Origin of the sequence: Rhodococcus sp. NPDC003318, from assembly GCF_042879035.1 — a bacterium.
Classification (GTDB): Bacteria; Actinomycetota; Actinomycetes; order Mycobacteriales; family Mycobacteriaceae; genus Rhodococcus_G.
Map to the genome: position 1 here is coordinate 1 of NZ_JBIAOU010000029.1, position 24,851 is coordinate 24,851.

The 24,851-nt window shown below is 70.1% G+C and carries 18 protein-coding genes and 1 tRNA gene; 7 read left to right on the forward strand and 12 right to left on the reverse strand.

The features are described 5' to 3' along the window. Positions 1-221 precede the first annotated feature (221 nt). Complete coding sequence (locus tag ACFYVR_RS25410; RefSeq protein WP_387478648.1) at positions 222-1,577, reverse strand: ammonium transporter; 1,356 nt, start codon at positions 1,575-1,577, stop codon at positions 222-224. Positions 1,578-1,918: 341 nt separating this feature from the next. On the opposite strand from ACFYVR_RS25410, the gene ACFYVR_RS25415 reads away from it, so the two are divergent. From ACFYVR_RS25415 to ACFYVR_RS25430, 4 genes are all read left to right on the forward strand, one after another. Then, positions 1,919-3,373, forward strand: coding sequence for an MFS transporter (locus tag ACFYVR_RS25415; protein ID WP_387478651.1), 1,455 nt, complete (start codon positions 1,919-1,921; stop codon positions 3,371-3,373). A 22-nt stretch (positions 3,374-3,395) separates the two neighbouring features. Beyond that, entirely contained in the window at positions 3,396-3,944 is a 549-nt protein-coding gene (locus tag ACFYVR_RS25420; RefSeq protein WP_387478654.1) for a TetR family transcriptional regulator, read from the forward strand. A gap of 305 nt (positions 3,945-4,249) precedes the next feature. Continuing rightward, complete coding sequence (locus ACFYVR_RS25425; protein WP_387478657.1) at positions 4,250-8,131, forward strand: Pls/PosA family non-ribosomal peptide synthetase; 3,882 nt, start codon at positions 4,250-4,252, stop codon at positions 8,129-8,131. Then, the gene (locus tag ACFYVR_RS25430; RefSeq protein WP_387478660.1) at positions 8,131-9,480 is read left to right on the forward strand and encodes a M1 family metallopeptidase; all 1,350 of its coding nucleotides are present in this window, start codon (positions 8,131-8,133) and stop codon (positions 9,478-9,480) included. The genes ACFYVR_RS25425 and ACFYVR_RS25430 overlap by 1 nt, the downstream gene beginning before the upstream one ends. A gap of 1 nt (position 9,481) precedes the next feature. On the opposite strand, the gene ACFYVR_RS25435 is transcribed toward ACFYVR_RS25430, so the two are convergent. The 7 genes from ACFYVR_RS25435 to ACFYVR_RS25465 all read right to left on the reverse strand — a co-directional run bounded on the left by ACFYVR_RS25435 (position 9,482) and on the right by ACFYVR_RS25465 (position 15,693). Then, a complete protein-coding gene (locus ACFYVR_RS25435; RefSeq protein WP_387478663.1) occupies positions 9,482-9,853 on the reverse strand; it encodes a Zn-ribbon domain-containing OB-fold protein in 372 nt (123 codons plus the stop codon). Between the two features lie 137 nt (positions 9,854-9,990). Next, complete coding sequence (locus ACFYVR_RS25440) at positions 9,991-12,300, reverse strand: ATP-binding protein (RefSeq protein WP_387478666.1); 2,310 nt, start codon at positions 12,298-12,300, stop codon at positions 9,991-9,993. 85 nt (positions 12,301-12,385) lie between these two features. Beyond that, entirely contained in the window at positions 12,386-13,645 is a 1,260-nt protein-coding gene (locus tag ACFYVR_RS25445) for an MFS transporter (RefSeq protein ID WP_387478669.1), read from the reverse strand. After that, positions 13,642-14,304: a GntR family transcriptional regulator gene (locus ACFYVR_RS25450; protein ID WP_387478672.1), complete on the reverse strand. Its 663-nt coding sequence runs from the start codon at positions 14,302-14,304 to the stop codon at positions 13,642-13,644. Before ACFYVR_RS25450 ends, ACFYVR_RS25445 begins: the two co-directional genes overlap by 4 nt. Positions 14,305-14,374: 70 nt before the next feature. Further along, positions 14,375-14,572 carry a hypothetical protein gene (locus ACFYVR_RS25455; RefSeq protein WP_387478675.1) on the reverse strand — a complete coding sequence of 66 codons (198 nt, stop codon included), beginning with the start codon at positions 14,570-14,572 and terminating at the stop codon, positions 14,375-14,377. A gap of 186 nt (positions 14,573-14,758) precedes the next feature. After that, positions 14,759-15,202: a DUF2752 domain-containing protein gene (locus ACFYVR_RS25460; RefSeq protein ID WP_387478678.1), complete on the reverse strand. Its 444-nt coding sequence runs from the start codon at positions 15,200-15,202 to the stop codon at positions 14,759-14,761. Continuing rightward, on the reverse strand, positions 15,199-15,693 hold the full coding sequence (locus tag ACFYVR_RS25465) for an RDD family protein (protein WP_387478680.1): 495 nt from the start codon (positions 15,691-15,693) through the stop codon (positions 15,199-15,201). Before ACFYVR_RS25465 ends, ACFYVR_RS25460 begins: the two co-directional genes overlap by 4 nt. 377 nt (positions 15,694-16,070) lie before the next feature. Between ACFYVR_RS25465 and ACFYVR_RS25470 the strand changes: the two genes are divergently transcribed. Together ACFYVR_RS25470 and ACFYVR_RS25475 are read left to right on the forward strand one after the other, a co-directional pair. Beyond that, on the forward strand, positions 16,071-16,439 hold the full coding sequence (locus ACFYVR_RS25470; RefSeq protein ID WP_387478683.1) for a hypothetical protein: 369 nt from the start codon (positions 16,071-16,073) through the stop codon (positions 16,437-16,439). 387 nt (positions 16,440-16,826) lie between these two features. Then, positions 16,827-17,864 (forward strand): metallophosphoesterase family protein, encoded by a 1,038-nt coding sequence (locus ACFYVR_RS25475; RefSeq protein WP_387478686.1) that lies wholly within the window; start codon positions 16,827-16,829, stop codon positions 17,862-17,864. Positions 17,865-18,293: 429 nt separating this feature from the next. On the opposite strand, the gene ACFYVR_RS25480 is transcribed toward ACFYVR_RS25475, so the two are convergent. The 3 genes from ACFYVR_RS25480 to ACFYVR_RS25490 all read right to left on the reverse strand — a co-directional run bounded on the left by ACFYVR_RS25480 (position 18,294) and on the right by ACFYVR_RS25490 (position 21,009). Then, a tRNA-Thr gene (locus ACFYVR_RS25480) sits at positions 18,294-18,366 on the reverse strand. Between the two features lie 69 nt (positions 18,367-18,435). Then, a complete protein-coding gene (locus tag ACFYVR_RS25485; RefSeq protein WP_387478689.1) occupies positions 18,436-19,629 on the reverse strand; it encodes a DNA polymerase III subunit delta' in 1,194 nt (397 codons plus the stop codon). Between the two features lie 30 nt (positions 19,630-19,659). Further along, the gene (locus ACFYVR_RS25490) at positions 19,660-21,009 is read right to left on the reverse strand and encodes a cytochrome P450 (protein ID WP_387478692.1); all 1,350 of its coding nucleotides are present in this window, start codon (positions 21,007-21,009) and stop codon (positions 19,660-19,662) included. A 125-nt stretch (positions 21,010-21,134) separates the two neighbouring features. On the opposite strand from ACFYVR_RS25490, the gene ACFYVR_RS25495 reads away from it, so the two are divergent. Next, the gene (locus ACFYVR_RS25495; protein ID WP_387478694.1) at positions 21,135-21,767 is read left to right on the forward strand and encodes a TetR/AcrR family transcriptional regulator; all 633 of its coding nucleotides are present in this window, start codon (positions 21,135-21,137) and stop codon (positions 21,765-21,767) included. Between the two features lie 81 nt (positions 21,768-21,848). Here ACFYVR_RS25495 and topA read toward each other — a convergent pair whose 3' ends face one another. After that, complete coding sequence (topA, locus tag ACFYVR_RS25500; protein WP_387478696.1) at positions 21,849-24,770, reverse strand: type I DNA topoisomerase; 2,922 nt, start codon at positions 24,768-24,770, stop codon at positions 21,849-21,851. Between the last annotated feature and the right edge of the window lie 81 nt (positions 24,771-24,851).

Genomic DNA, 24,851 nt, shown 5'->3' on the forward strand with positions numbered 1-24,851 from the left:
AACTCGGCCGCCGCGGCGGCGGTGTCGGTGCCGCGGCCCTGTGCGGTGGCGGCGGTCAGGGCGACGCCCTGATCATCCGCGTCCCGAAGAAGTAGTCGAAACAACCGAGAACCCCCGGTGCCGCGCAGGAGGAGTGCGCGACACCGGGGGTTCTCTGTACTCGGGTCCACCTCGCCGCCGGTTGCGTGCGGCGGCCTCACCCATGGGAACCCGAAGTCGAATCAGGTGACCTTCTGTGCCGCCCGTCCGGTCAGCGCCTCGGCGGCTGCGCTGACGTCGTCCGCGTCCGTGGTCACGACCGCGCCGCCGAGTTCGGGGGCCTCGATCGAGTAGGCCGACTCGCCGTGGACGGCGACGTCGAGGCCTTCGCGCTCGATGTCGTGGTGGACGCGCAGGCCGGTGGCCTTGTCCATGCCCTTCGCGATCAGCCAGGTGACGATGAAGGAGTACGCGAGAACCGCGACCACGGCCAGGGTCTGCTTGCCGAGCAGCCCGAATCCGCCGCCGTAGAACAGACCCGCCACACCGTTCGGCGCCGCCTCGGTGGCGAGGAAGCCGATGAGCAGGGTGCCGAGGACGCCGCCGACGAGGTGGATGCCGACGACGTCGAGGGCGTCGTCGTAGCCGAGCTTGTACTTGAGCGAGATCGCGACGCAGCAGACGGCGCCGGCGAGCGCACCGATGATCATGGCGCCGACCGGGGAGACCGCACCACACGCGGGGGTGATCGCGACCAGCGCGGCGATCAGGCCGGAGGCCGCGCCGAGGGTGGTGGAGCGTCCCTCGCGGACCCGCTCGACGAGCAGCCACGCGCAGATGCCCGCGCAGGAGGCGGCGATCGTGTTGAGCACGACGACCGAGGCGTTGTTGTTCGCGGCGAGTGCGGAGCCGCCGTTGAAGCCGAGCCAGCCGAAGAACAGGATGCCTGCACCGAGCATGGTCAGCGGAAGGCTGTGCGGGCGAGGCGGATTGGTGAAGTTGTGCCGCTTGCCCAGAACCAGGATCAGCGCGAGCGCGGCGATACCGGCGTTGATGTGGACGGCGGTGCCGCCGGCGAAGTCGACGGCGCCGAGGGTGTTCGCGATCCAGCCGCCGACGACCGATCCGTCGGAGCTGTCGAATGCGAAGACCCAGTGCGCGATCGGGAAGTAGACGAGGACGAGCCAGATCGCGGTGAAGCCCATCCACGCCCCGAACTTGAGACGGTCGGCGACGGCGCCGGAGATGAGGGCGACGGTGATGCCCGCGAACAGCATCTGGAAGGCCGCGAACAGCGCGGGCGGCAGCCCGGGCTCCGAGGGCGCCTCGAGCAGCTGGCTCAGGCCGAGGTACTCGAGCGGGTCACCGAGCAGCCCGGCGTCGCCGACGGAGTTGCCGAACACCGCCGAGTAGCCGAACAGCACCCACAGGACGCCGACCAGCGCGAACGCGCCGAACGTCATCATCATCATGTTGAGGGTGCTGCGGACGCTCACCATGCCGCCGTAGAAGAGCGCCAGACCCGGCACCATCAACGCCACCAGACCTGTGGCGGCGAGAATCCAGGCGGTGTTGGCCGCGGCAAGAGCCTGATCCATGCGGTCCACCTTTACGTTCGAAGGGTCCACCGCGCTATCGACGGTGGTAGCGACGCCGGAGTCTTATGCCGGGAATCGTCGTCCATCGAGAGTGAACGAATGGCTCACCGTCTGCAAGCGGGCACTGTGAACACTGCGTAAAGCCAATCCTCATGCGCCGCAGCACATCCCGAGTGAGCGGGATTTAACCCCACCGTCACGAAATACCACCCCGCGTAACGCTGCGAGTCCGCCCGATTCGCGGTCCCGCTTGACAGCGAGTGGGTGAACAGCGTTCACTAGCTCTGGGGTGAACAGCGTTCACCACATGGAGAGACGGAGCGAGCGATGGAGTGTGCCGAGTGACCACACACAAGACCCGGGCTTCGAGTACCGCGATCACGACGTTGCTGAGCCTGGTGGGACTCGTCGCGGCACTCCAGACGACGCTGGTCGTCCCCCTGCTCCCCGACTTCCCCCACATCCTCGGGATCAGCGACGGAGACGCCACCTGGCTGGTCACCATCACGTTGCTGACCGGGGCGGTCGCCACGCCGATCGTCTCGCGCATGGCCGACATGTTCGGCAAGCGGCGCATGATGTTGATCGCGCTGGTGATGATGGTGGCCGGATCCCTGATCGCCGCGCTCGGCGGAACCTACGTGACCCTGCTGATCGGGCGCGGCTTGCAGGGCTTCACCTCGTCGCTCATCCCGGTGGCGATGGCGGTCCTGCGGGACGTCCTGCCCAAGGAGAGGGTGGCCGGCGCCGCCGCCCTGATCAGCTCGACGATGGGAATCGGTGGGGCGCTCGGGCTGCCCGCCGCGGGCGTGCTGTACGAACACTTCGGCTGGGCCTCGGTCTTCTGGGTCACCGCGGGCGCCGGACTCCTGCTCCTGCTGGGCATCCTCGTCGTCGTTCCGGCGTCCGTCTCCGGAACCCGAGGACGGTTCGACGTCGTCGGCGCGATCCTGCTCTCGCTCGCCCTGACGGCTCTGCTGCTGGGGATCTCGAAGAGCTCCGCGTGGGGCTGGACGAGTCCGCAGACGCTCACGAGCCTCGCCGTGGCCGCCGTCGCCCTCGCCGTGTGGGTTCCCTACGAGCTGCGCACCGCTGACCCGATGGTCGACCTGCGGGTCTCCTCGACCCGGCCCATCCTGCTCACCAACATCGCCGGATTCTTCGTCGCGTTCACGGCGTACGCGAACACCATGGCCACCACCCAGCAGCTGCAGCTGCCCGAGATCACGGGATTCGGGTTCGGGCTCAGCGCGGCGACCGCCGGCCTGTGCATGGTGCCGGGCGGTGTGGCCATGTTGACGTTCGCGCCGATCGCAGCACGACTGACCGCCCGGTTCGGTGGCCGCGTCACCCTCACCGTCGCCTGCATCGTGATGATCGGGGCCTGCCTGTTCCGCATGATCCTCGACGACACCGTCGCGTTGATCATCATCGGGAGCATCCTCGTGAGCATCGGCAACGCCATGGCGTACGCCACGCTTCCTGCCCTGATCATGGGCGCGGTCCCGATCACCGAAACCGCCGCCGCCAACGGCCTCAACAGCCTGATGCGCACGATCGGATCGTCGGGCATGAGCGCGGTCGTCGCGGCGCTGCTGACCAGCATCACCGTCGAAGTGGCCGGCCACGCCTTCCCCGCCCACGGAGCGTTCACCGCGATGTTCGCAATTGCGGCCGTCGGCGCCCTCGTCGCTACGCTTGCCGCGGTGTTCCTTCCGAAGCCGCCCGTCCCCCGGACTGCCCCGGTGGATGCCGACGGACCGTCGGTGGCGGCCACCGTCCCGACCCGAGCCTGACCGATGCCACGAGGACTGCCGAATGAGCGAGAGGACCACCCGCGACGTCATCCTCGACGCCGCGCGGACGCTGTTCGCCGAACGCGGGTTCACCCTGACGACCATCCGGGACGTCGCGGAGGCAGCTGACGTCTCCCCGGCGCTGGTCATGAAACTGACCGGCAGCAAGGCGGAACTGTTCCAGGCCGCCGCTCCGGAGGCGCCGACGCTCGAGGAACAGGCCCAGCAGTCCGAGCCTGCCGGGCGTCGGCTGGTGCGCACCATCGTCGAACGGCGCGACTCGGGAGACTTCGAGTACTGGGCGATCGCGCCGTTCATCCTCCAGGAAGCTCCGGACCGCGAGGCCGCACGCGAGGAGATGGCAGCCGGATTCGTCCCCCGGATCGCCCGCTCGATCGGCGACGATTCCGCGGGGCAGGTGCGTTCCCGGCTCGTCGTCACCCTGCTGCTCGGCCTCGCCAGCGGACTACGCACATTCGAGATCCTCGCCCCCGAGGCGATCGACAGCGGCAGCCTCATCGACACCTACGGTGCGCTCGTGCAGGCCATCATCGACAACCCCGAGTTGTGACCCGTCCTTCCGCAGTCTCGACACGACGCGTCACTCGGCTCCGTCACCGCCGGACGGTGACCTCGTCGGCACCGCGGAAGGAGATCGCCGACGCCCCGGCCGACACCCACTGTGGCGTCGGCCGACGCGGGCCGGTCACCGGACGAGCATCCGCCCGGTGACACGCACGCGTCGGCCCCGATCGTGCTCGCACCCGGCGTACGCTGCACGCATGTCGCAGCCGATAGTGTTGTTCACCCTCTCGCAAACTTGACGTGAGAGAACAACGCGAAAAGTCGGCCGACTCGAGACAGGACACACCGGCGTTGCACCTGCAGTCACCCTCGGACTCCCAGCAGATACCGACCGAGTACCTCCGGTCGGCGGTCGCCCCCGAGCCGCGCACACTGGTCGACATCCTGACCGCCACCGCCTCCGCACACCCCGACGCTCCCGCGATCGACGACGGTGACGCCAGTCTGTCCTACGCCGAACTGCTCGACGAGATCGAACGCGGCGCGCAGTGGCTCGGCGACCTCGGTGTCGGCGCGGGCGACCGCGTCGGCGTCCGGATGCCGTCCGGGTCGAACTCGCTGTACGTCGCGATCCTGTCGGTGCTCGCCGCGGGCGCCGCCTACGTGCCCGTCGACGCCGACGACCCCGACGAACGCGCCGAGTTGGTGTTCGGGGAGGCGCAGGTCGCCGCGATCCTCACCGGCCGCGGCGTCGGGCCGGGCACCGCGCCGGCCCGCGAGAACACTCCGCGCCCCCCGACCCTCGACGACGACGCGTGGATCATCTTCACCTCCGGCTCCACCGGCACCCCGAAGGGCGTCGCCGTCACCCATCGCAGCGCCGCCGCCTTCGTCGACGCCGAGGCCCGGATGTTCCTCGCCGACGCGCCGATCGGACCCGACGACCGTGTCCTCGCCGGGCTGTCCGTCGCGTTCGACGCGTCCTGCGAGGAGATGTGGCTGGCGTGGCGGCACGGCGCCTGCCTGGTGCCCGCCCCGCGGGCCCTGGTCCGCAGCGGCATGGACCTCGGGCCGTGGCTGGTGTCGCGCGACATCACCGTCGTCTCCACCGTCCCGACCCTGGCGGCGATGTGGCCCGCCGAGGCGCTCGAGGAGGTGCGGCTGCTCATCTTCGGTGGCGAGGCCTGCCCGCCGGAGCTGGTCGAGCGGCTTGCCGTCGACGGCCGCGAGGTGTGGAACACGTACGGTCCGACGGAGGCGACCGTCGTCGCGTGCGCCGCGCAGATGCACGCCGGGGCACCGGTGAGCATCGGGCTGCCGCTCGACGGCTGGGACCTCGCCGTCGTCGACGGCGACGGCCTGCCCGTCGAGGTCGGGGGTGTCGGCGAACTCGTCATCGGCGGGGTCGGGCTGGCCCACTACCTCGACCCCGTCAAGGACGCCGAGAAGTACGCGCCCATGCCCACCCTCGGGTGGGACCGCGCCTACCGCAGCGGCGACCTGGTCCGGCTCGAACCGGGCGGGTTGATGTTCCAGGGCCGCGCCGACGACCAGGTGAAGATCGGTGGACGGCGCATCGAACTCGGTGAGGTCGACAACGCCCTGCAGAACCTGCCCGGTGTCGCCGGGGCCGCCGCCGCGGTCCGCACGACCGTCACCGGCCACTCGATCCTCGTCGGGTACCTCGCCAGCACCGATCCGAACTTCGACGTCGCCGCCGCCCGCGCCCTGCTCGCCGAGCAGTTGCCCGCCGCGCTGGTCCCCCGGCTGGCGCTGGTCGCCGAACTCCCGACCCGCACCTCCGGCAAGGTGGACCGCGCGGCCCTGCCGTGGCCGCTGCCCGGCGCCGACCCCGAGGACGCCGCGGCCGCCGCCGGACTCGACGGCACCACGGCCTGGGTGGCGGGACTGTGGTCGGCGATCCTCGGCGCCGGGATCAGCGGACCCGACGACGACTTCTTCGCCGCCGGCGGCGGCTCCCTGTCCGCGGCGCAACTGGTGACGGCCCTGCGGGAACGGTTCCCCGAGGTCACGGTCGCCGAACTCTACGACCACCCGCGGCTCGGGTCGCTCGCCGAACACCTCGACTCCCTGGCCCCCGCCGAGGACGTCGAGGTGCGCACCGTCGAGCCGACACCGCGGTCGGCGCAGTGGCGCCAACTGCTGTGGACGGTCCCGCTGACCACCCTCACCGGACTGCAGTGGGTGACGTGGCTGGCCCTGGTGAACAACATCCTCGCCTGGTTCACCGACGTGCCGTGGGCACCGACCCTGTCGTGGTGGGCGGTGCTCGTCGCGGTCCTGCTGTTCATCACCCCGGTCGGACGTATGGGCATCGCGGTGGTCGGCTGTCGGCTGCTGCTACGCGGCCTGCAACCGGGCACCTACCCGCGCGGCGGGCCGGAACACATGCGACTGTGGGTCGCCCACCGGCTCACCGAGGCCAGCGGCGCCGCCAACCTCTCCGGGGCGCCGTGGATGATCTACTACGCCCGCGCACTCGGCGCCACGGTCGGACGCGGCGTCGACCTGCACACCCTGCCGCCCGTCACCGGGATGCTCGAACTCGGCGACGGGTGCTCCGTCGAACCCGAAGTGGACCTGACCGGACACTGGATCGACGGCGACGTCGTCCACGTCGGCGCCATCCGAATCGGCGCCGGCGCCGCGGTCGGGGCCCGCTCGACGCTGCTGCCCGGCGCCCGGATCGGCAAGGACGCGGAGGTCGCACCCGGGTCCGCGGTGATCGGCCGGGTCAAACCCGGACAGAGCTGGGCCGGGTCGCCGGCCGTGAAGGTCGGCAAGGCCGTGCACCCGTGGCCCGCCGAGCGTCCCCGCCGCGCCACCCAGTGGGTACCGGTCTACGGGCTCACCTCACTCGTCATCGCGTCCCTGCCGATCCTCGCCCTCGCCGCCGGCATCGCCCTGATCGGCTGGGGCGTCCACGACACCCCCGACCTCGGCACCGCGATCGTCCGCGCACTGGCCTGGCTGCCAGCCGCGACGCTGCTCGCCCTGTTCGTGTTCGCGGCGCTGACCCTGGCCGCGGTCCGCGCGCTCGGCGTCGGGCTGAGCGAGGGCTACCACGCGGTGCGCAGCCGCGTCGGCTGGCAGGTGTGGGCCACCGAACGCCTCCTCGACTCCGCGCGCACCTTCCTGTTCCCGCTGTACGCCAGCCTGCTCACCCCGGTGTGGCTGCGTCTGCTCGGCGCGAAGATCGGCAAGAACGTCGAGGCGTCGACCGTGCTGCTGCTGCCGAAGTTCACCACCGTCGCGGACGGCGCGTTCCTCGCCGACGACACCATGGTCGCATCCTACGAACTCGGCGGCGGCTGGCTGCACATCCAGGAGGCGAAGGTCGGCAAACGCGCGTTCCTCGGCAACTCGGGCATGGCCGGTCCCGGCCGGCGGGTGCCGAAGAACGGCCTCGTCGCGGTCCTGTCCGCGGCGCCGAGCAAGGCGAAGTCCGGGTCGTCGTGGCTCGGCAGCCCGCCGGTGAAACTGCGCCGCGCCGCCAGCGACGGCGACGCCGAACGCACCTTCGAACCACCCATCCGGCTCAAGGTCGCGCGGGCGCTGGTCGAGACGTGCCGTCTGCTGCCGGTGATGGTGACGTTCGGGATCGGGCTCGCCGTGCTGTTCGCGTTGCAGGCCCTCGCCGGCGGCATCGGATTCTGGGCCGCGGCTCTGCTCAGCGGTGTCGTGCTGCTGATCGCGGGCGCCGTCGCGGGTGTGATCTCCGTCGCCGCCAAGTGGCTGACCGTCGGGCGCATCGGACGCACCGAACATCCGCTGTGGAGCTCGTTCGTGTGGCGCAACGAGGTGTCGGACGCGTTCGTCGAAACCGTCGCCGCGCCGTGGTTCGCCCGGGCCGCGACCGGCACCGCCGTCCTCAACGTCTGGCTCCGCGGCATGGGTGCGTCGATCGGGCGAGGCGTGTGGTGCGAGTCGTACTGGCTCCCCGAGGCCGACCTGGTGACCCTCGGGGACGGCGCGACCGTCGAACGGGGGTGCGTCGTGCAGACCCACCTGTTCCATGATCGGATCATGGCCATGGACACCGTCACTCTGGGCGCAGGCGCCACACTCGGTCCGCACTGCGTCGCGCTGCCCGCGTCCGGTATCGGCGACGGAGCCACCGTCGGACCCGCGTCCCTCGTGATGCGCGGCGACGTCGTGCCGCCCAGCACCCGCTGGCAGGGCAACCCGATCGGCCCGTGGACGGGGGCCTGATGACCAAACAGCGCCGCGACACCGTCGACCAGGGCAAGTTCTACGAGGAGCCGATCGACCCCTACCTGCCGACCATCGGCAACCGCGGTTACCGCGTGTCGCGATACGAGCTGGACCTGACCTACAAGGTCGCGAGCAACCGGTTGGCGGGCAAGGCCACCGTCACCGCCGCCACCACGACGATCCGGCCGCGGTTCTCGTTCGACCTCGCGCAGACCTTGATCGTGTCGAAGGTGTCCGTCAACGGGTCCCGCGCCGCCAAGTACTCCCATCGGCACGGCAAGCTGACCGTGACCCCGTCCCAGAAGATCCCCGCGGGCGGAGCGCTGTCGGTGACGGTGCAGTACGCGGGGACCCCGAAACCGATCCGCGGGCCGTGGGGCGAGGTCGGCTGGGAGGAACTGACGGAGGGGGCGCTCGTCGCCAGCCAGCCGAACGGGGCCGCGTCCTGGTTCCCCTGCGACGACCATCCCAGCTCGAAGGCCAGCTACCAGATCTCCGTCACCACCGATTCGCCGTACTTCGTCGTCGCGAACGGTGTCCTCGTGCGCAAGCAGACCCGCGCCAGCCAGACCACCTGGGTGTACGAGCAGACCGAGCCGATGGCGAGTTACCTGGCGACCGTCCAGATCGGGCCGTACCGGCGCTGGCAGGTCGGACGAGACACCCCGGTTCCCATGCACGCGGTGCTGCCGGCGCGCTTGCGGACCCCGTTCGAGCACGACTTCGCGCGCCAGCCCGAGATGATGCAGACCTTCGTCCGGCTGTTCGGGCCGTACCCGTTCGCGGACTACACCGTCGTCGTCACCGACGACGAGCTCGAGATTCCCATCGAAGCGCAGGGCATCTCGGTGTTCGGCGCCAACCACTGCGACGGCCGACGCGGCTCGGAGCGGCTGGTCGCGCACGAGCTGGCGCACCAGTGGTTCGGCAACAGCCTCACGCTGGGGTCGTGGCGCGACATCTGGCTGCACGAGGGGTTCGCCTGTTACGCGGAATGGCTGTGGTCGGAGAACTCCGGCGGGCCGTCCGCGCAGGAGATCGCCGCGCAGGTGCACCGCACCCAGTCCGGGCTGCCGTACGACCTGGTGCTCGGCGATCCGGGTCCGAAGCTGATGTTCGACGACCGCGTGTACAAGCGGGGCGCGCTGACGCTGCACGCCGTGCGCACCGAACTCGGCGACGACAACTTCTTCGCCCTCCTGCGGCGGTGGACCGCGAAACACCGCCACGGCACCGTGACCACTGAGGACTTCACCGATCTCGCCGCGCACTTCACCGACCGGTCGCTGCGCCCGCTGTGGGAGGCGTGGCTGGCCGACACCACGCTGCCCCGCGCGGGCGTCTGACTCAGGCGGCGCAGACGAAGTACGGGTACCGCTCGCCCGGCTGTTCGTGAGCGAAGCGGACACGAACCGGCTCGGCGCCGATCGCGGGCGGCTTCCCCTCGATCCATGCGTACGTCCACGGACCGTCGTCGAGTTCGACGATCGCGATCGTGCACGGGACGAATCCGGTGCACGCGCCGCGATGCGGTGCGCAGTCGACGACGGTGCACCGCACGATCGACCCCGCACCGCAGGACGGCACCCACGTCAGGTCGGTCGCACCGCAGGACGTACAGGTCGTGGTGTCCGGGGCCAGCAGTGTCGTGCAGTCCTCGCAGCGCCGGATCATCAGGGCGCCGTCGATCGGCGGTCGCGGGTCTTCGAACTCGTACATCGGACGAACCTCGGCTGGTGCGCTGGAACGGTCACATGACACGATCCCCGCCCGGCGCGCCGCGGACGACGGTCGAACTACCCGGTGCCATACCTGTTTTGTGATACCCGCCCCCGTGGCGGTTCGATCACCGCAGGTCAGGCGCTGTCGTCGGCCTTGCGTTCGGCCACCCACACCGCGATCTGGCTGCGTGAGGTGAACCCGAGTTTCGTCAGTACGTGTTCGACGTGACCTTCGGCGGTGCGCCGCGAGATCACCAGCGTGTCGGCGATCGCGCGGTTCGTCAGCCCCGCGGCGACCAGCTCGGCAACCTGACGTTCCCGTCGGGTCAGCACGCCGGCCTGCGGCACCGCGGTGACGGAGCGCTCTCCGAGAGCATGCGCGACCGCGTCCTCGAAGGTCGAGTCCGCGCCGCGCCGGAACGCGACCCCGTAGGCCCGCTCGCCGAGGGCCTTCGTGGTCCGCTCGACGCATTCCTCGTGGAAACCGCGCATCGTCATCACGTTCACGCTGCCGCTGCCGACCGTCCTCCACAGCGCCTGTGCGGCCCCGAGGAGGACAGCCGCGCGACCCCAGTCGTCGGCGTCGGCGGCGATCCACGCCATCGCCTCCACCGCGATCGCCGCGCCCAGCACGTCGTCGACCTCGCGTTCGAGCCGCACCACCTGCTCGAGCAGCGCGCTCGCGCGCCGCGGCTCCGTTCGTACCAGCGCCAACGCGAGGATCAACAGGCAGTACGCGCGGTACACCGTGTCGCCGTGCGCCTCCGCGATCGCGAGAGCCTCCTCCTGGCTGCGGGTGGCGCGGTCGACGTCGCCGAGGAGTCCGTACGCGAGGCTCAGGCCGAGCAACGACGAGACGTAGCGGAGCGAATCCGCGTCGCGCAGCACGTCGAGGGCGCGACCGAAGAACACCAGCGCCTGATCGAGATCGTCACCGAACAGTGCGTGGTACCCGGCTGCGTGCGCGACCTGCGCGTCGATCACCGGATCCGCGAGCTCCGCGGCGACAGCCCGCGCCTCGTCGATCCGGGGACGGGCGGCGTCCGTCTGCCCCTGATTGCTGGCCAGCAGGGCGTACGCGCACAGGGCGCGGGTGCGCTCGACCGTCGGCACCCCGCCCTGGTGGGCGAGCGCCCGGTCGATCCAGTGCCTGCCCTCCTGCATCTGGCCGCGGGTCAGGGCGTGCGGCCACATCGCGGTCACGATTCGCAGGCCCGACTCGGCTTCCGCCGGATCGGCGAGGCAGAACCGCGTCGCCGCTCGGATGTTCGGCCGCTCGCGGTCCAGTCGGGTCAGGATCCGGGCCTGGTCGGGGCCGAGCCACTCGGCTTCGGAGCCCACGACGAGCGCCTCGTACCAATCCCGGTGCCGACGACGCAGCCGCTCCTGCTCACCGGTCTGGCTGAGCTTCTCGGCGCCGTAGTCCCGCAGGGTTTCGAGCATCCCGTAGCCGACGACCCCGCCGGTCTCGTCCCGGTTCAGGATGGACTTGTCGACCAGCGACGACACGAGGTCGAGGAGTTCGTAGGGCTCGAGGTCCTCGGCGCAGATCGCCTCGGCCGCGTCGAGTTCGAATCGACCGCGGAACACCGAGAGCCGGCTCCACAGTTCCCGCTCCGCCGGAGTGCACAGTTCGTAACTCCAGTCGACGCACGTTCGCAGGGTCTGCTGCCGGGTCGGCCCGCCACGGCTGCCGACGTCCAGCAGCCGGTAGCGATCGGTCAGGCGCTGCAGAATCTGCTCCGCGGACAACGCCCGCAGGCGCGCCGCGGCGAGTTCGATGGGCAGCGGAAGTCCGTCGAGCCGCTGGCAGATCCGGGTGACGGCGGCCCGGTTGTCGTCGGTCACGGCGAACCCGGGGACGACGGCACCGGCGCGCTGCTCGAACAGAGTGACCGCTTCGGACCGCCCCTGCCCGCGACGTCCGGACGGGGTTCGGTCCGGGTCGGGGATCGCGAGCGGCGGCACCCGCAGCACCGCCTCCCCCGCAACGCCCAGAGGTTCCCGGCTGGTGGCGAGGATGCGCAGTTCCCGGCAACTGCGCAGCAGTGATCCCGTGAGTCGAGCGACCGCGTCGACCAGGTGCTCGCAGTTGTCGAAGATGAGCAGCAGATGCCGGCCGTCGAGGAATTCCGCCAGCGCCCCCTCCCTCGGCAGCGGATCCCGGAGGCCGAGCGCCGACGACACTGCCTCCTCGAGCAACGCAGGCGACGACAGCAGTCCGAGTTCGACGAGCCACACGCCGTCGGGGAAGGTGCGCCGCGAGTCCTGCCCGACATGCAGCGCGAGCCGGGTCTTCCCGACCCCGCCGATGCCGGTCAGCGTGACGAGGCGGGACGCGGCGAGCGACCGTCTGGCATCGGTCAGCTCCTGCCGGCGACCGACGAAACTGGTGACCTCATGGGGCAGGTTCCCGACCTGTCCACGCACTGCTGCGGGCGGCATCGACGGCGCACTCTCCCAGTCTCGGTCCCCTCTGCCGCCACCGTACCCGCCGACGGCCCCGGGTGGAGTGATCCTGGTCGGCGGGTCACCGCTTCGGCAGGTACGCCCGACTCCGGGTCGACACCAGCACCAGGCTCGCCACCGCGACCGCCGCGCCGACCAGGAACAGCGTGGGGTATCCGACCGCGTCGGGCCAGGTCTGCGCGGCGAGCGCGAGGACCGCGGGGACGGCGAATCCGATGTAGGTCAGCGAGTAGAACACCGCGGTCAGCCCGGCGAGGTCGTCGGGCCGGGCGATGCGCTGGATCTCCTGCAGACCCGAGACCAGTGCCATCCCGTATCCGCAGCCGAGCACTGCCGCGGCGAGCAGCGCCAGCGGAATGGTCAGCCGGTCCGCCGCGAGCGCACCGAGCGTCATGCCGACGGCCAGAATTGCCAGTGCCACGATCACCGCGCGGGCACTGCGTGGGGTGTCGATGCGCCTGCCGAGGGCCTGGATCGCGAACCCGCAGCCCAGCGCGACCACGCAGAGCAGGGCGGAGAACGCGACCGGGCGGCCGCCGCTGCGCTCGGCCATCAGCGACGGCATCACTGCGTAGGCGCAGCTCGCCGCCCCGAACACCCACGGCGCGACCGGGGCGATGACGAACCAGAACCTGCGGTGCGCGGCGGCCGGAATCTTCAGGTCGTCCAGCAGCGGCGCCCGCTGCTCCTTCGGGGTCGCGGGGCGCGATTCGGGGGCCGCGGTCAGTGCCGCGCCCGCGACGAGGGTGAGGGCGATGTGCAGCAGGTAGGCCAGGGCGCTCGGCCACGGCGCCCACTGCGCGAGCACCCCCGCGACACCCGCGCCGATCGCGAATCCGGCGGTCAGGCTCATCGCGGCGCGCCGGGCCCCGGACCCGCTGCCGGTTTTCGGGTCCCACGGCGGCACCGACAGTTCCTTGAGCCAGCTGCCGCCGACCGCCATGCCGAGCCCGAGGCCGACCCCGGAGAGGATGCGGCCGAGCACGAGCAGCGGCGCGCTGTCGGCGCCGAGCGCGAGGACGATCGACCCGGCCGCCGCGACGAACGGCGCGGGCAGCATGAGCGGACGGCGGCCGAGGCGATCGGACAGCGGGCCGCCGATCAGCATCGCGGGCACGATGCCGATGACGTAGGCGAACAGGAAGGTGTCCACCACCACCGACGAGAACCCGTGGTCGAGCCGGTACATCACCAGCAACGGGGTGAACTCGTTGCCTCCCCACGCGACGGCGAACATCGCGGCGCAGACCAGTGCCCACGGCGCGATCCGCCGCGTCCCCGCGGCCCCGGTCGCGGCCGGAGTGTCGACCCGGACGATCATCGTGCGCCGTCCCCGTCGGACGGCGGCAGCCCGTGCACCCGCCGCATGTGGGCGTCGACGGCCTCCTCGAAGCGCGCGGCTTCACCGGATTCGATCAGGCCGGCGAGCATGGTGTGGTCGTCGATGATCGACTGCAGTTGCCGGGGGTCGCGGGCGAGTGAGCGGGCGGTCATGCGCCGCTGCCGTTCCCTCAGGCTCACGTAGAAGGCGGTCAGGAGCGGGTTGCCCCCGGCGCGGACGATCAGCCCGTGGAAGTCGGCGTCGAGTCCGCTGAACTCGGCGACGTCGCCGGCCTCCGCCGCGGCGCGCTGGGCGTCGAGGTTGGCCCGCAGCGCCGTCGTCAGCTGGGCTCGGACGCCCTCGGAGGCCCGCACGACGGTGCGCGCCGCGTCGGATTCGACGAGGCGGCGCGCGGAGAGGACGTGCTCGGTCTCGCCGTCGGCGACCGGGACGATCAGCGCTCCCCGCTTCGGGTAGAGCCGCATCCAGCCCTCGGCCTCGAGCCGCAGGAACGCCTCCCGGACCGGAGTGCGGGAGGTGCCCATCTCGGTCGCGATCTCACCCTCGCTGATCAGTTCGCCGCCGGGCAGCGTCGCGGACAGGATCCGCTCCTTGACCTCGCGGTACACCTGCTCGGACGCTGAAGGCAACTTAGACACAAGATGTATTTATACGCGACGCGAACGAAAGTTCCGCGGGCGGGTGGAGTCGATCGAGCCGGTCGGGAGGTCAGGGAACCCAGTACTTCTGCGCCAGCTGCTCGATGACCGGATCGCCGTCGGCGGCGCGGTCGAGCGCGGCGAGATCGTCGTCGAGGGCAATCAGGCGGGGGTCGTCGTCCTCGCTGCCCTCCGACGGCGAACCACCGTCCTCGGCGATCTGGCGAAGCAACTTCTCACGGACACGGTCACGCAGCGTTTCGCTCATGCCTGAGCATTGCCCCTTCCCGCGCCGGTGTCGAGCCCAACACCGAAATCCTCCTGCGGTCGTCAGTCGTCACGCTTGCCGAAGACGCGGCGCGCGACGGGAATGAGCATGACGAGCGCGCCGATCAACACGATCAGCGAGAAGATCTGCATGGCCATCGTCGGACCTCCTGTCGGGTCGAGCCTGTCAGGTCGGCGCGAGCACCGAACCCCACGGAGTGTTGCGCAGGATCGTGAACACCGCGAGTGCACCGAGCACCGCTGTCGTCGCGACCGGCCCCACCACGATCATCCTCCCGTTCTCGCCCCGCCACCGCCGACGCACCCAGCGCACCCACGCCACGACCAGGATCAGCGCCAACGGCGCCACGAACACGTTGCTGGACAGCGACGCCACGACGTCGCCGTGGGTCAGGTCGTGGACCGCGCGCATCCCACCGCATCCGGGACACCACAGACCCGTCACGACGTGGAACGGGCAGAAGCCGTACGACCCGGACCGGTGCGGATCGCGCACGTACAGCAGGGCGGCACCGGCCGCCGCGGCCACCGCGACGGCCGCGGGCGCCGCCAGCGACGGGAGGATTCTCCGGGACGCCGCCGCGGGCGTGAATCGGTCGGTCGCGGTCACGGGGTTCGGATCACCACCGAGGAGACGATCATGTCGTGCCAGCAACGTCGGCGCGCATCCCACAGCGGCCACAGGAAGTTGAGGAAACACAGCTCACCGAGAACCGCCAGCAACAGCCACCGTACGAAGGCCATCCCGGCCCCGAGCGGACGGCCGTCGACCTCCCGGACGACGGCGATGCCCAGCCAGGACTTCGCGACCGACTGCCCGGTCCGGCCCTGCCGGAACACCATGTTCCAGACCAGCAGCGCGACGGCGAGGAGGATCCCCACGACCATCACCGCGATGCCGGCCCCGCTGACCCCGGTCAGCTCGGAGGTCGACTCGACGTAGTACTCGCCGCGGTACGTGACCGTCGTGGAACTGGCGTCCTTGAAGGCCATGAACGCACCGATGCCGGCGATGACGTAGCCGACGAGCGGCACGACCAGCCGGTCCAACAGGTATGCGCCGACCCGCGACCACCAGGAGGCGTACGGGTACACGGGCATCGGCGGGGCGGCATACGGCGGTGGATAACCCGGCGGTGGATAGCCTGGCGGTGGATAGCCTGGCGGTGGATAGCCTGGCGGGTGATAACCCGGCGGCGGATGACCCGGCGGCGGATGACCAGCGGATTGTCCGGGTTGCTCGTTCGATCGGTTCGCGTCGGGATCGGTCATCGCAGAGCGTCCTTTCCGTCCCGGGAAGAGGTCCGTACGGAGAACGTAGCGCGAATTCCCGCACCACGCCCCGGCACGGCGGCTTGGCAGGCGGGACCGTGCGAGTTAGATGGTCGTGTGGGATGGATGCCGCCCACACCGCTGCGGCGTGGCACCGGCCGTCGCCGATCAGAACGTCCTCGAACCGGGACGGGTGAGGAGTCCGCATGACGGAACAGCCGATCTACGACAAGGCGGATCAGCTCAGGCAGGTCCAGCAGGACCTACTGGCCGACGAGACAGTCATCGCGGTGTACGACTGCACCGGGGCCGGCACCGGGTTCGTGGGCCTGACGAACCTGCGCGTCGTGATCCAGGACCGGAGCTTCGTCGGCAAACGCACGGCGGTCACGTCGATCCCGTATCGCAACATCCGATCGGTCTCGCTGCTGAGCAACAAGTCCTGGGCGGGGGAATTCTTCTCGTCGAGCAGCGTCGCGTTCACGGCCGGGCCGGACACCTTCGAAGCGGACTTCCGCGGCACCGAGAAGGCGCACCACGTGCACGCGGTGATCCTCGACCGCATCTCGCGGTAGGCGGAGTCCTTCCACGGAGAGCCTGTCCACAACAGACCTGTGCACAGCTGTGGACAACCCTATGCACATCGCCCCGATCTCTGTGGACAACCTGGGGATACCGGACGGAATTACAGGACTGATATTCCCCTGAACTGCGGCAATGGTTTTCCCACACCTGTGGACAACTCGACGTCGTGCACACTGTGAACGGAGCCGGGCCGGCCGATGTCCGAGGTCGACGCGCGACCTTCGGGAGTTGTCCACAGCGCACCCGCGAACCCGGGACGGTGACACGGCAATGTCGCGCTCGTCCTCGAACGGTCAACCTGACGAAATCTCGTTTCGTCGAAACGCGTTCACAGGGAATCGGGTTACCGTTCACTGCACCCCCTTAGCGTCCGAAGCATGACCACACCACGACCCGCAGACTTCGAGACCTCGCCCGCACACCCGCTGTTCGCGCTGAGCCCGCTTCCGGACCAGCGGCCGTACACCGATCTGGCCGCGACGCCGAATCGGCCCGACGAGTTCACATTTGCGCTCCTGTCCGACCGCACCGGTTTCGCCCGCGAGGGCGTCTTCGAGCGCGCCGTCGAGGCGACCAATCTCTTCAACCCCGACTTCGTGGTCCAGGTCGGCGACACCATCGAGGGTTACACCGAGAACATCAACGAGATCTGGGGCCAGTGGCGCGAATTCGAGGGCATCACCTCGGCGCTCGACGCCCCGCTGTTCCGCACTCCCGGCAACCACGACGTGTCCAACGAGGTCATGCGCGCGGAGTGGCTCCGTCGCTACGGCGCGCTGTACTACGCCTGGAGGTACCGCGACGCCCTCTTCGTCGTGCTCGACACCCAGGACCCGCCGCCGTCCATCGAGGAGATGACGCACGGCATGTCGCCCGAGGAGTTCGCCGACCTGCTCCGCACGATGCACACGGACGTGCAGGAGAACCCCGCGGACTTCATCGCGTCGCAGAAGGACCATGTCGAGGGGCCGGTGGGCGCGAGATTCTCGGACGAGCAGCTCGCCTGGGTCGGCGAGATCCTGGCGGCGAACCGGGACGTCCGGCACACGTTCGTCTTCATGCACATCCCCTGCTGGCAGGACAAGGACAGCAAGGAGTTCACCGCACTGCGCGACGCGCTCGCGGACCGCGACTACACGGCCTTCGGCGGTCACTGCCACAACTACAGGCGCGAGGTCATCGACGGCCGCGACTGGATCCGACTCGGCTCGACCGGCGGCGTGTGGGTGACCGACAAGGAGGACGGCAACTGGGACCACATCACCCTGGTGAGTCTCACGCGGAACGGGGTGAAGATCGCCAACGTCGTCCTCGAGGGGATCTTCGACGCGGGAGGTGGCACCTTCCACTACGTCAAGCCGCTCGCGGAGCCGATGAAGCTGGTCGCCCCGGCCGCGCCGGTCTCCGCCCCCTGAGTCGCCGGGCCGGGGGTTCCCGGCATCGACACAGGGCGACCCGCCAGCGATGAGGGATTGCCGGCGGGTCTTCGCCGTTGCGCGGAGGGGCGACAACGACGCAGACGCGAGACTACGTCGCGACGGTGGTGACTCGCGAGTACACGACCAGCGAGTTTCCTGTGTATTCCCCGCAGCGGCCGCGTGCGCATCGGCCCCGGGACACCGGGCAGGCAGGGTCCCGGTCGCTCCCCGTGGGTCGCCCTGAGACTCACGGGGCGCGACCGGAACCCCCGAACAATAATCGGGCTACAAGGTGGCTAACAGAGCTTTGTGGAGCATGTCACGTGAGGGGACAAGCAGCGGCACAGGTGATACGAGGACGGCGACCCACGTCCCGAGGCAACGAGAAACCCCAGGCGAATCGTGCTCTCACCTGGGGTTTCGCTGAGCTGCCTGAGAGAATCGAACTCTCGACCTTTTCATTACGAGTGAAATGCTCTACCGACTGAGCTAAGGCAGCGCGCCCGGCTGTGCAGCCGAGCAAGCGGAAGTCTAGCGGCTCCGACCCCAAACACGAAAATCGGGGTCCCTATCCCAGTTCGGCGCCCAGCCTCGCCATCATCGCGGCGACCGCAAACTGGGGTTTGACGTTGGTGTCGAGGGCTTCGCGGCAGTCGAGGACGGCCTCGACGCACCGCAGCAGGGCGGCGGGGCTGCCGATGTTCGCCATCTTCCCGATCTGCTCGGCGCGGTCGGGGTGGTTGAGGGTCGCGGTGGACCCGAGTGCGGTGGCGAGCGCGTCGCGGTACAGGCCGGCGAGGTCGATCAGTGCGCGGTCGAGCCCGTCACGCTTCATCCGCGTCTCGCGGGACTTCTGCCTGCGCTCGAGGTCCTTGAGCACGCCCGCCGATCCGCGCAGGGCCCCCGCCGCGCCCTTGCCGGTGCCGCCGGCGCCGAGCGCGGTCCGCAGTTCCTCGGTTTCGCGTTCGTTGATCTCGGCGTTGAGTTCCTTCGCCTCGACCTCGAGTTCCCGGACGAGTTCCTCGGCGACCGAGAACCGGGTGGACCAACGGGTGGCGGCCGAGGCCAACGCGAGACCCTGGTCGCGGCGTCGTCGCGCGGCCTCGTCGGTCGCGAGCCGGCGGGCCCGGCCGACGTGCCCACCGCTGATCCGCGCGGCCCCCAGGGCGGTCTGCTCGTCCAGTCCGTCGGTTTCCCGCAACACCGCCGCGATCGATTCGACCGACGGCGTGACCAGCCCGACGTGCCTGCACCGCGACCGCAGGGTCACGGAGATGTCCTCCGGGTCGACCGACGGCGCGCACAGCAGGAACACCGTCCGCTCGGGCGGTTCCTCGACGACCTTGAGCAGTGCGTTCGCGGCGCCCTCGGTGAGACGGTCGGCGTCCTCGATGATCATCACCTGCCAGCGTCCGGTGCTGGGGCGGCGGGCGGCGGTCTGCACGATCTCGCGCATCTCCTTGACGCTGATGCTCAGCCCCTCCGGGATCACGCGCCGCACGTCGCCGTGGGTGCCCGCGAGGACGGTGGTGCACGCGTGGCACCGCCCGCAGCCGGGTCCGCCTTCGCCGGTGCACTGCAGCGCGGCGGCGAAGCACAGCGCCCCGACTGACCGGCCCGAGCCGGGCGGGCCGGTGAACAGCCACGAGTGGGTCATCAGTGAACCAGCCGCCTCGGCCCCGCCACGGGCCGCGGTCGCGGCCGCGATCAGCTCGACCTCGACATCGTGCTGGCCGACCAGCCGATCGAACACTCCCGCCATGCCCACACCCTATCGACCGGGTGCGACGGGTCAGCGACGGACGAGGTCGATGGGCTGTCCGTCCTTGGGGAACGGCAGCGAGTGGTTGTTGATCGGGGCGACGTACCCCGGGTCGACGCGCCACTCGTGGCTGCGCAGCAGGTGGTGCATCACGGCCTTGACCTCGCCACCGGCGAAGTACATGCCGATGCACTTGTGGACGCCTCCCCCGAACGGTTCCCAGGCGTAGTGATGGGAGCGGTCCTCACGGCGGTCCGGCCCGAACCGCTCCGGGTCGAAGGTCAGCGGGTCGGTCCAGTACTGGCCCATCAGGTGCGAGAACTGGGGCGTGACGATGACGTCGGTGTCGGCCGGGACGCGGGTGCCGAGGATCTCGACGTCGGCGACGGTGCGGCGGACCACCACCGGCACCGGCGCCCGCAGCCGCAGGCATTCCTTCATCACCAGGTCGAGCGACGTCAGCCCCTCGAGTTCGGTCAGGCTCGGCCGGGGCCCGAGGGCCTGCGACTCCTCGCGGCACCGCTGCTGCCAGTCGGGATGTTGGCCGAGGAACTGCAGCATCGTCGACAGGGTGATCGTCGAGGTGTCGTGCGCGGCCATGAGCAGAAAGATCATGTGGTTGACGACGTCGTCGTCGCCGAACCGTTCCCCGTCCTCGCTCTCGATGTGGCACAGCACGGAGAACAGGTCGTCGGTCCGCGTCGCGCGTCGCGAGGGCAGGTAGTGCCGGAAGAACTCCTCCAGCGTCCGGCGTCCGCGGTGCGCGCGATGCCAGCGCGTGAACGGGATGTCGGCGTGGACGAGTGCGCCGGCGGACTGGACGCAGTCGATGAACGCGCGGTTGATCCGCTCCATCTTCCGCGGCGACGTGTCGGGGGCGCCGCCCATGAACGTGTCGGTGGCGATGCCGAGGGTGAGGCGCTTGAGCGCCGGGTACGCGCGGAAACCCGGTGTCGTGCGCCATCCGTCGAGGGCGGTCTCGATGGCCGGGTTCATGGCGGCGCTGTACGCCTCGAGGCGGGTGCGGGTGAAGGCCTGCTGCATGATCCGGCGGTGCAGCAGGTGCTCGTCGAAGTCGAGGAACATCAAGCCGCGACGGAAGAACGGTCCCACCACCGCCGTCCAGGCGGGGCCGTTGACGAACGCCCTGTCGCGGTTCCGCAGAACGGTCTCGCACGCGTCCGGGCCGAGCGCCATGACCACCCTGCGGTTCAGGATGCGGATCGGGGCGACCGGACCGTAGTGGTCCCACTGCCTGCGGAACAGCGCCATCGGGTCGCGTGCGTAGTCGAGTGCGCGGCCGAGGACGGGCAGGCCGGTGTCGTCGGGCCGGATCGGCGGGAGTTCCCGGACACGCGGTGCCGCTGCGGGCTCGGCCATCGTCGACGCTCCCTTCGACCGGTTGGTGAACAGGCGGAACGGCTGTGATCGACACCACTATGGCATTCAGGAAGGGCACTCTGTCAACCTTCTGTGGAAGGTCGATCTGTGCGAGGCTGAGCGGCATGGCCGTGCAGTCCGGAACGTATCGCGGCGTCAGCGCGGCAGAGCGGGCCGCGCAGCGCCGAGCGAAGCTCGTCGACGCGACCCTGGCGGTGTGGGCGGGCGACGAGCGGGTGACGATGACGCGCATCTGCGCCGAGGCCGGCCTCAGCGAACGGTACTTCTACGAGAGCTTCCGGACCGTCGAAGCGGCGATGACCGCGGTGATGGACGCGATCGCGACGGAGATCGAGGAGACGACACTGGCCGCAGCCGAGGCCGCGGGCACCGACATCACCGCACGGACCCGGGCCTCCGTGCTCGCCTTCGTCGACCTGGTCGCCACCGACCCCCGCAAGGGACGCGTCGCGATCATCGAGGCCGGCGCCCTGCCCGCGCTCCGACAGCGCAGGACGCAGTTGCTCAGGCACTTCGCGCACCGCGCCGCGGAAGAAATGCACGGTCCCGCCGTGGTGGAAGGGCACGGCCCCGCCGGGGTGCAGGACCGTCGCAGCGAGATCGCCGGCCTGCTGTTCATCGGCGGCATGGCCGAACTCGTCACCGCGTGGCTCGACGGCGCACTCGAGGCGACGGGAGACGAACTGGCGGACGCCGTCACCGCCATGTTCGCCGGCGTGTTCTCCGGGCGGTCCTGACCGACGGCGCCGACCCGCCACCGGGATGTGGTGGCGGGCAACGCAACCCGCGGTCACCGGGACCGCTCCGGCGTTTCGGCGTCAGTCCTCGGGCTTCTTCGCGGGCGCCTTCTTGGCCGCGGCCTTCTTCGCCGGAGCCTTCTTCGCGGCAGCCTTCTTCGCGGGCGCCTTCTTGGCCGGAGCCTTCTTCGCGGCAGCCTTCTTCTTCACCGGGCCACGAGCACGCCTGTCCGCCAACAGTTCCGACGCACGTTCGTCGGTGATGGTCTCGACCTCGTCACCCTTGCGCAGGCTCGCGTTGGTCTCGCCGTCGGTGACGTACGGACCGAAGCGGCCGTCCTTGATCACCATCGGCCTGTCGGTGGCGGAATCCTTGCCGAGTTCCCGCAGCGGCGGCTGCGCGGCGGCCTGCCGTCCCCGCCGCTTGGGTTCGGCGTAGATCTTCAGCGCCTCCTCGAGGGTGACGGTGAACATCTGTTCCTCGTTCGCGAGCGACCGGGAGTCCGTGCCCTTCTTCAGATACGGGCCGTAGCGACCGTTCTGCGCGGTGATCTCTTCCTTCGACTCCGGGTCGACGCCGACCACGCGCGGCAGCGACAGCAGGCGCAGTGCGTCCTCGAGCGTCACCGTCGCGACGTCCATCGACTTGAGCAGCGAACCCGTCCGCGGCTTCGGTCCCGCGACCTTCTTCGCGGCCTTCTTGGCCGCCTTCTTGGCGGGCGCCTTGGTCGCGACGGCCCCCTCGCCGTCCACCGGCACGGGCACGATGTCGGGTGTGGGTTCGGGTTCCGGCTCGGGCAGGATCTCGGTCACGTAGGGACCGAATCGTCCTTCCTTGGCGACGATCTCGTGTCCGGTGAGCGGGTCGACCCCGAGCCGGCGACCGTCCTGTGGGGTCGCGAACAGCTTCTCCGCGTACTCCGGCGTGAGTTCGTCGGGGGGCAGGTCGTCGGGCAGGTTCGCCCGCTGCGAGATCGGGTCTCCTTCGGGGTCATCGGGATTGACGACCATCCGCTCGAGGTAGGGGCCGAACCGGCCGACCCGCACGTGCACCTCACGGCCCTCGGCGTCGTCGAACAGCCGGATCGAGTTCACCTCGCGGGCGTCGATGCCCTCGAGGTTCTCGCCCACCATCTTCTTCAGACCACCGGCGCGGGCAACCGACCCCTCCGGGCCCTCCTCACCGCCGAAGTAGAAGCCGGACAACCAGTTTCCGCGCTGCTCGCGACCGCCGGCGATCTCGTCGAGGTCGTCCTCCATCGCGGCGGTGAAGTCGAAATCGACGAGTCGGCCGAAGTGGGCCTCGAGCAGTCCGATGACTGCGAACGCCACCCACGACGGCACCAGCGCACTGCCCCGCTTGTAGACGTAGCCGCGGTCGAGGATCGTCTTGATGATCGACGCGTACGTCGAGGGCCGGCCGATGCCGAGGTCCTCGAGCGTCTTGATCAGGCTGGCCTCGGTGAACCGGGCCGGCGGGTTGGTGGTGTGCCCGTCCGGGTCGAGCTTGGTGGCCGTGACCCCCTGTCCCGCAACGAGAACGGGCAGCCTCGACTCGGCGTCGTCGGACTGACCGCCGGCCTCCTCGTCGACGGACTCGACGTACGCCTTGAGGAAGCCGGGGAAGGTGATGGTGCGACCGGACGCGGAGAACGTCGCCTCCTGGCCCGACCGCGCGGTGCCGGTGATGCGGAGGGTGAGCGTCGTGCCGCGAGCGTCCTGCATCTGCGAGGCGACGGTGCGCTGCCAGATCAGCTCGTACAGCTTGAACTCGTCGGTGCCGAGCTGGCTGTGCAGCTGACCCGGCGTCGCGAACACGTCACCGGCAGGGCGGATCGCCTCGTGTGCCTCCTGCGCGTTCTTCACCTTGCGGGTGTACTGCCGCGGCGTCGGGCTGACGTACTCGGCGCCGTACAGTTCGGTGGCCTGCGCGCGGGCCGCGGCGATCGCCGACTCCGACAGCGTCGTGGAGTCGGTACGCATGTAGGTGATGTGGCCGTTCTCGTACAGCCGCTGTGCGGTGCGCATGGTCCGCTCGGAGGAGAAGCGCAGCTTGCGGGCGGCCTCCTGCTGCAGCGTCGACGTCATGAACGGCGCGTAGGGCTTGCGGGTGTACGGCTTGTCCTCCGCCGACGCGACGGTGAGGTCCACCCCGTGCAGCGCCTCCGCGAGGGTGCGCGCAGCGGTCTCGTCGAGCACGGTGACACCCGTGGACTTCAGTGCACCGTCCGCACCGAAGTCGCGGCCGGTGGCGACGCGGTTGCCGTCGACCGCCACGAGCCGCGCACCGAACGTACGGGGGCTGGCCTGCGCTCCGGCGTCGAGCGTCGCGGAGATGTCCCAGTACTCAGCCGAGCGGAACGCCATCCGCTCCCGTTCCCGCTGCACGATGACGCGGGTGGCCACGGACTGCACCCGGCCCGCCGACAGCCGCGGCATGACCTTCTTCCACAGCACCGGGCTGACCTCGTAGCCGTACAGGCGGTCGAGGATGCGGCGGGTCTCCTGCGCGTCGACCAGGTCCTGGTCGAGGTCGCGGGTGTCCTCGGCGGCCGCGAGGATCGCGGGCTTGGTGATCTCGTGGAAGACCATCCGGCGGACGGGGATCTTCGGCTTGAGCGTTTCGAGCAGGTGCCAGGCGATGGCCTCGCCCTCGCGGTCGGGGTCGGTGGCGAGGAAGAGTTCGTCGGCGTCCTTGAGCAGACCCTTGAGCTCGGTGACCTTCGACTTCTTGTCGGGGCTGACGACGTACAGCGGCTCGAAGTCCCGGTCGACGTTGACGCCGAGACGCGCCCACGGCTCACCCTTGTACTTGGCGGGGACGTCGGCGGCGCCGCGCGGCAGGTCTCGGATGTGCCCGACGGACGCCTCGACGACGTAGTTCCTGCCCAGGTAGGGGGCGATCTTGCGGGCCTTGGTCGGCGACTCGACGATCACGAGCCGGCGGGTCTGGCCGGCAGCGGTGGTGGAGTCCCCCGCCGTGTCCTTGTCTCGAGCTGCCACGTCGCTGCCTGCACCTTCCTCGAACTCTTTTCGGTGATCACCTGGCTACTAGAGTGACACACCGCGGATCAATCCTTGCAG

Excerpts from the sequence above, each read along its gene's own strand:
- ACFYVR_RS25495 (WP_387478694.1), top strand. The coding sequence starts at position 21,135 with ATGGCCGTGCAGTCCGGAACGTATCGCGGCGTCAGCGCGGCAGAGCGG.
- ACFYVR_RS25445 (WP_387478669.1), bottom strand. The coding sequence starts at position 13,645 with ATGATCGTCCGGGTCGACACTCCGGCCGCGACCGGGGCCGCGGGGACG.
- ACFYVR_RS25435 (WP_387478663.1), bottom strand. The coding sequence starts at position 9,853 with ATGTACGAGTTCGAAGACCCGCGACCGCCGATCGACGGCGCCCTGATG.
- ACFYVR_RS25470 (WP_387478683.1), top strand. The coding sequence starts at position 16,071 with ATGACGGAACAGCCGATCTACGACAAGGCGGATCAGCTCAGGCAGGTC.
- ACFYVR_RS25455 (WP_387478675.1), bottom strand. The coding sequence starts at position 14,572 with ATGAGCGAAACGCTGCGTGACCGTGTCCGTGAGAAGTTGCTTCGCCAG.
- ACFYVR_RS25420 (WP_387478654.1), top strand. The coding sequence starts at position 3,396 with ATGAGCGAGAGGACCACCCGCGACGTCATCCTCGACGCCGCGCGGACG.
- ACFYVR_RS25490 (WP_387478692.1), bottom strand. The coding sequence starts at position 21,009 with ATGGCCGAGCCCGCAGCGGCACCGCGTGTCCGGGAACTCCCGCCGATC.
- ACFYVR_RS25485 (WP_387478689.1), bottom strand. The coding sequence starts at position 19,629 with ATGGCGGGAGTGTTCGATCGGCTGGTCGGCCAGCACGATGTCGAGGTC.
- ACFYVR_RS25465 (WP_387478680.1), bottom strand. The coding sequence starts at position 15,693 with ATGCCCGTGTACCCGTACGCCTCCTGGTGGTCGCGGGTCGGCGCATAC.
- ACFYVR_RS25430 (WP_387478660.1), top strand. The coding sequence starts at position 8,131 with ATGACCAAACAGCGCCGCGACACCGTCGACCAGGGCAAGTTCTACGAG.
- ACFYVR_RS25440 (WP_387478666.1), bottom strand. The coding sequence starts at position 12,300 with ATGCCGCCCGCAGCAGTGCGTGGACAGGTCGGGAACCTGCCCCATGAG.
- ACFYVR_RS25410 (WP_387478648.1), bottom strand. The coding sequence starts at position 1,577 with ATGGATCAGGCTCTTGCCGCGGCCAACACCGCCTGGATTCTCGCCGCC.
- ACFYVR_RS25475 (WP_387478686.1), top strand. The coding sequence starts at position 16,827 with ATGACCACACCACGACCCGCAGACTTCGAGACCTCGCCCGCACACCCG.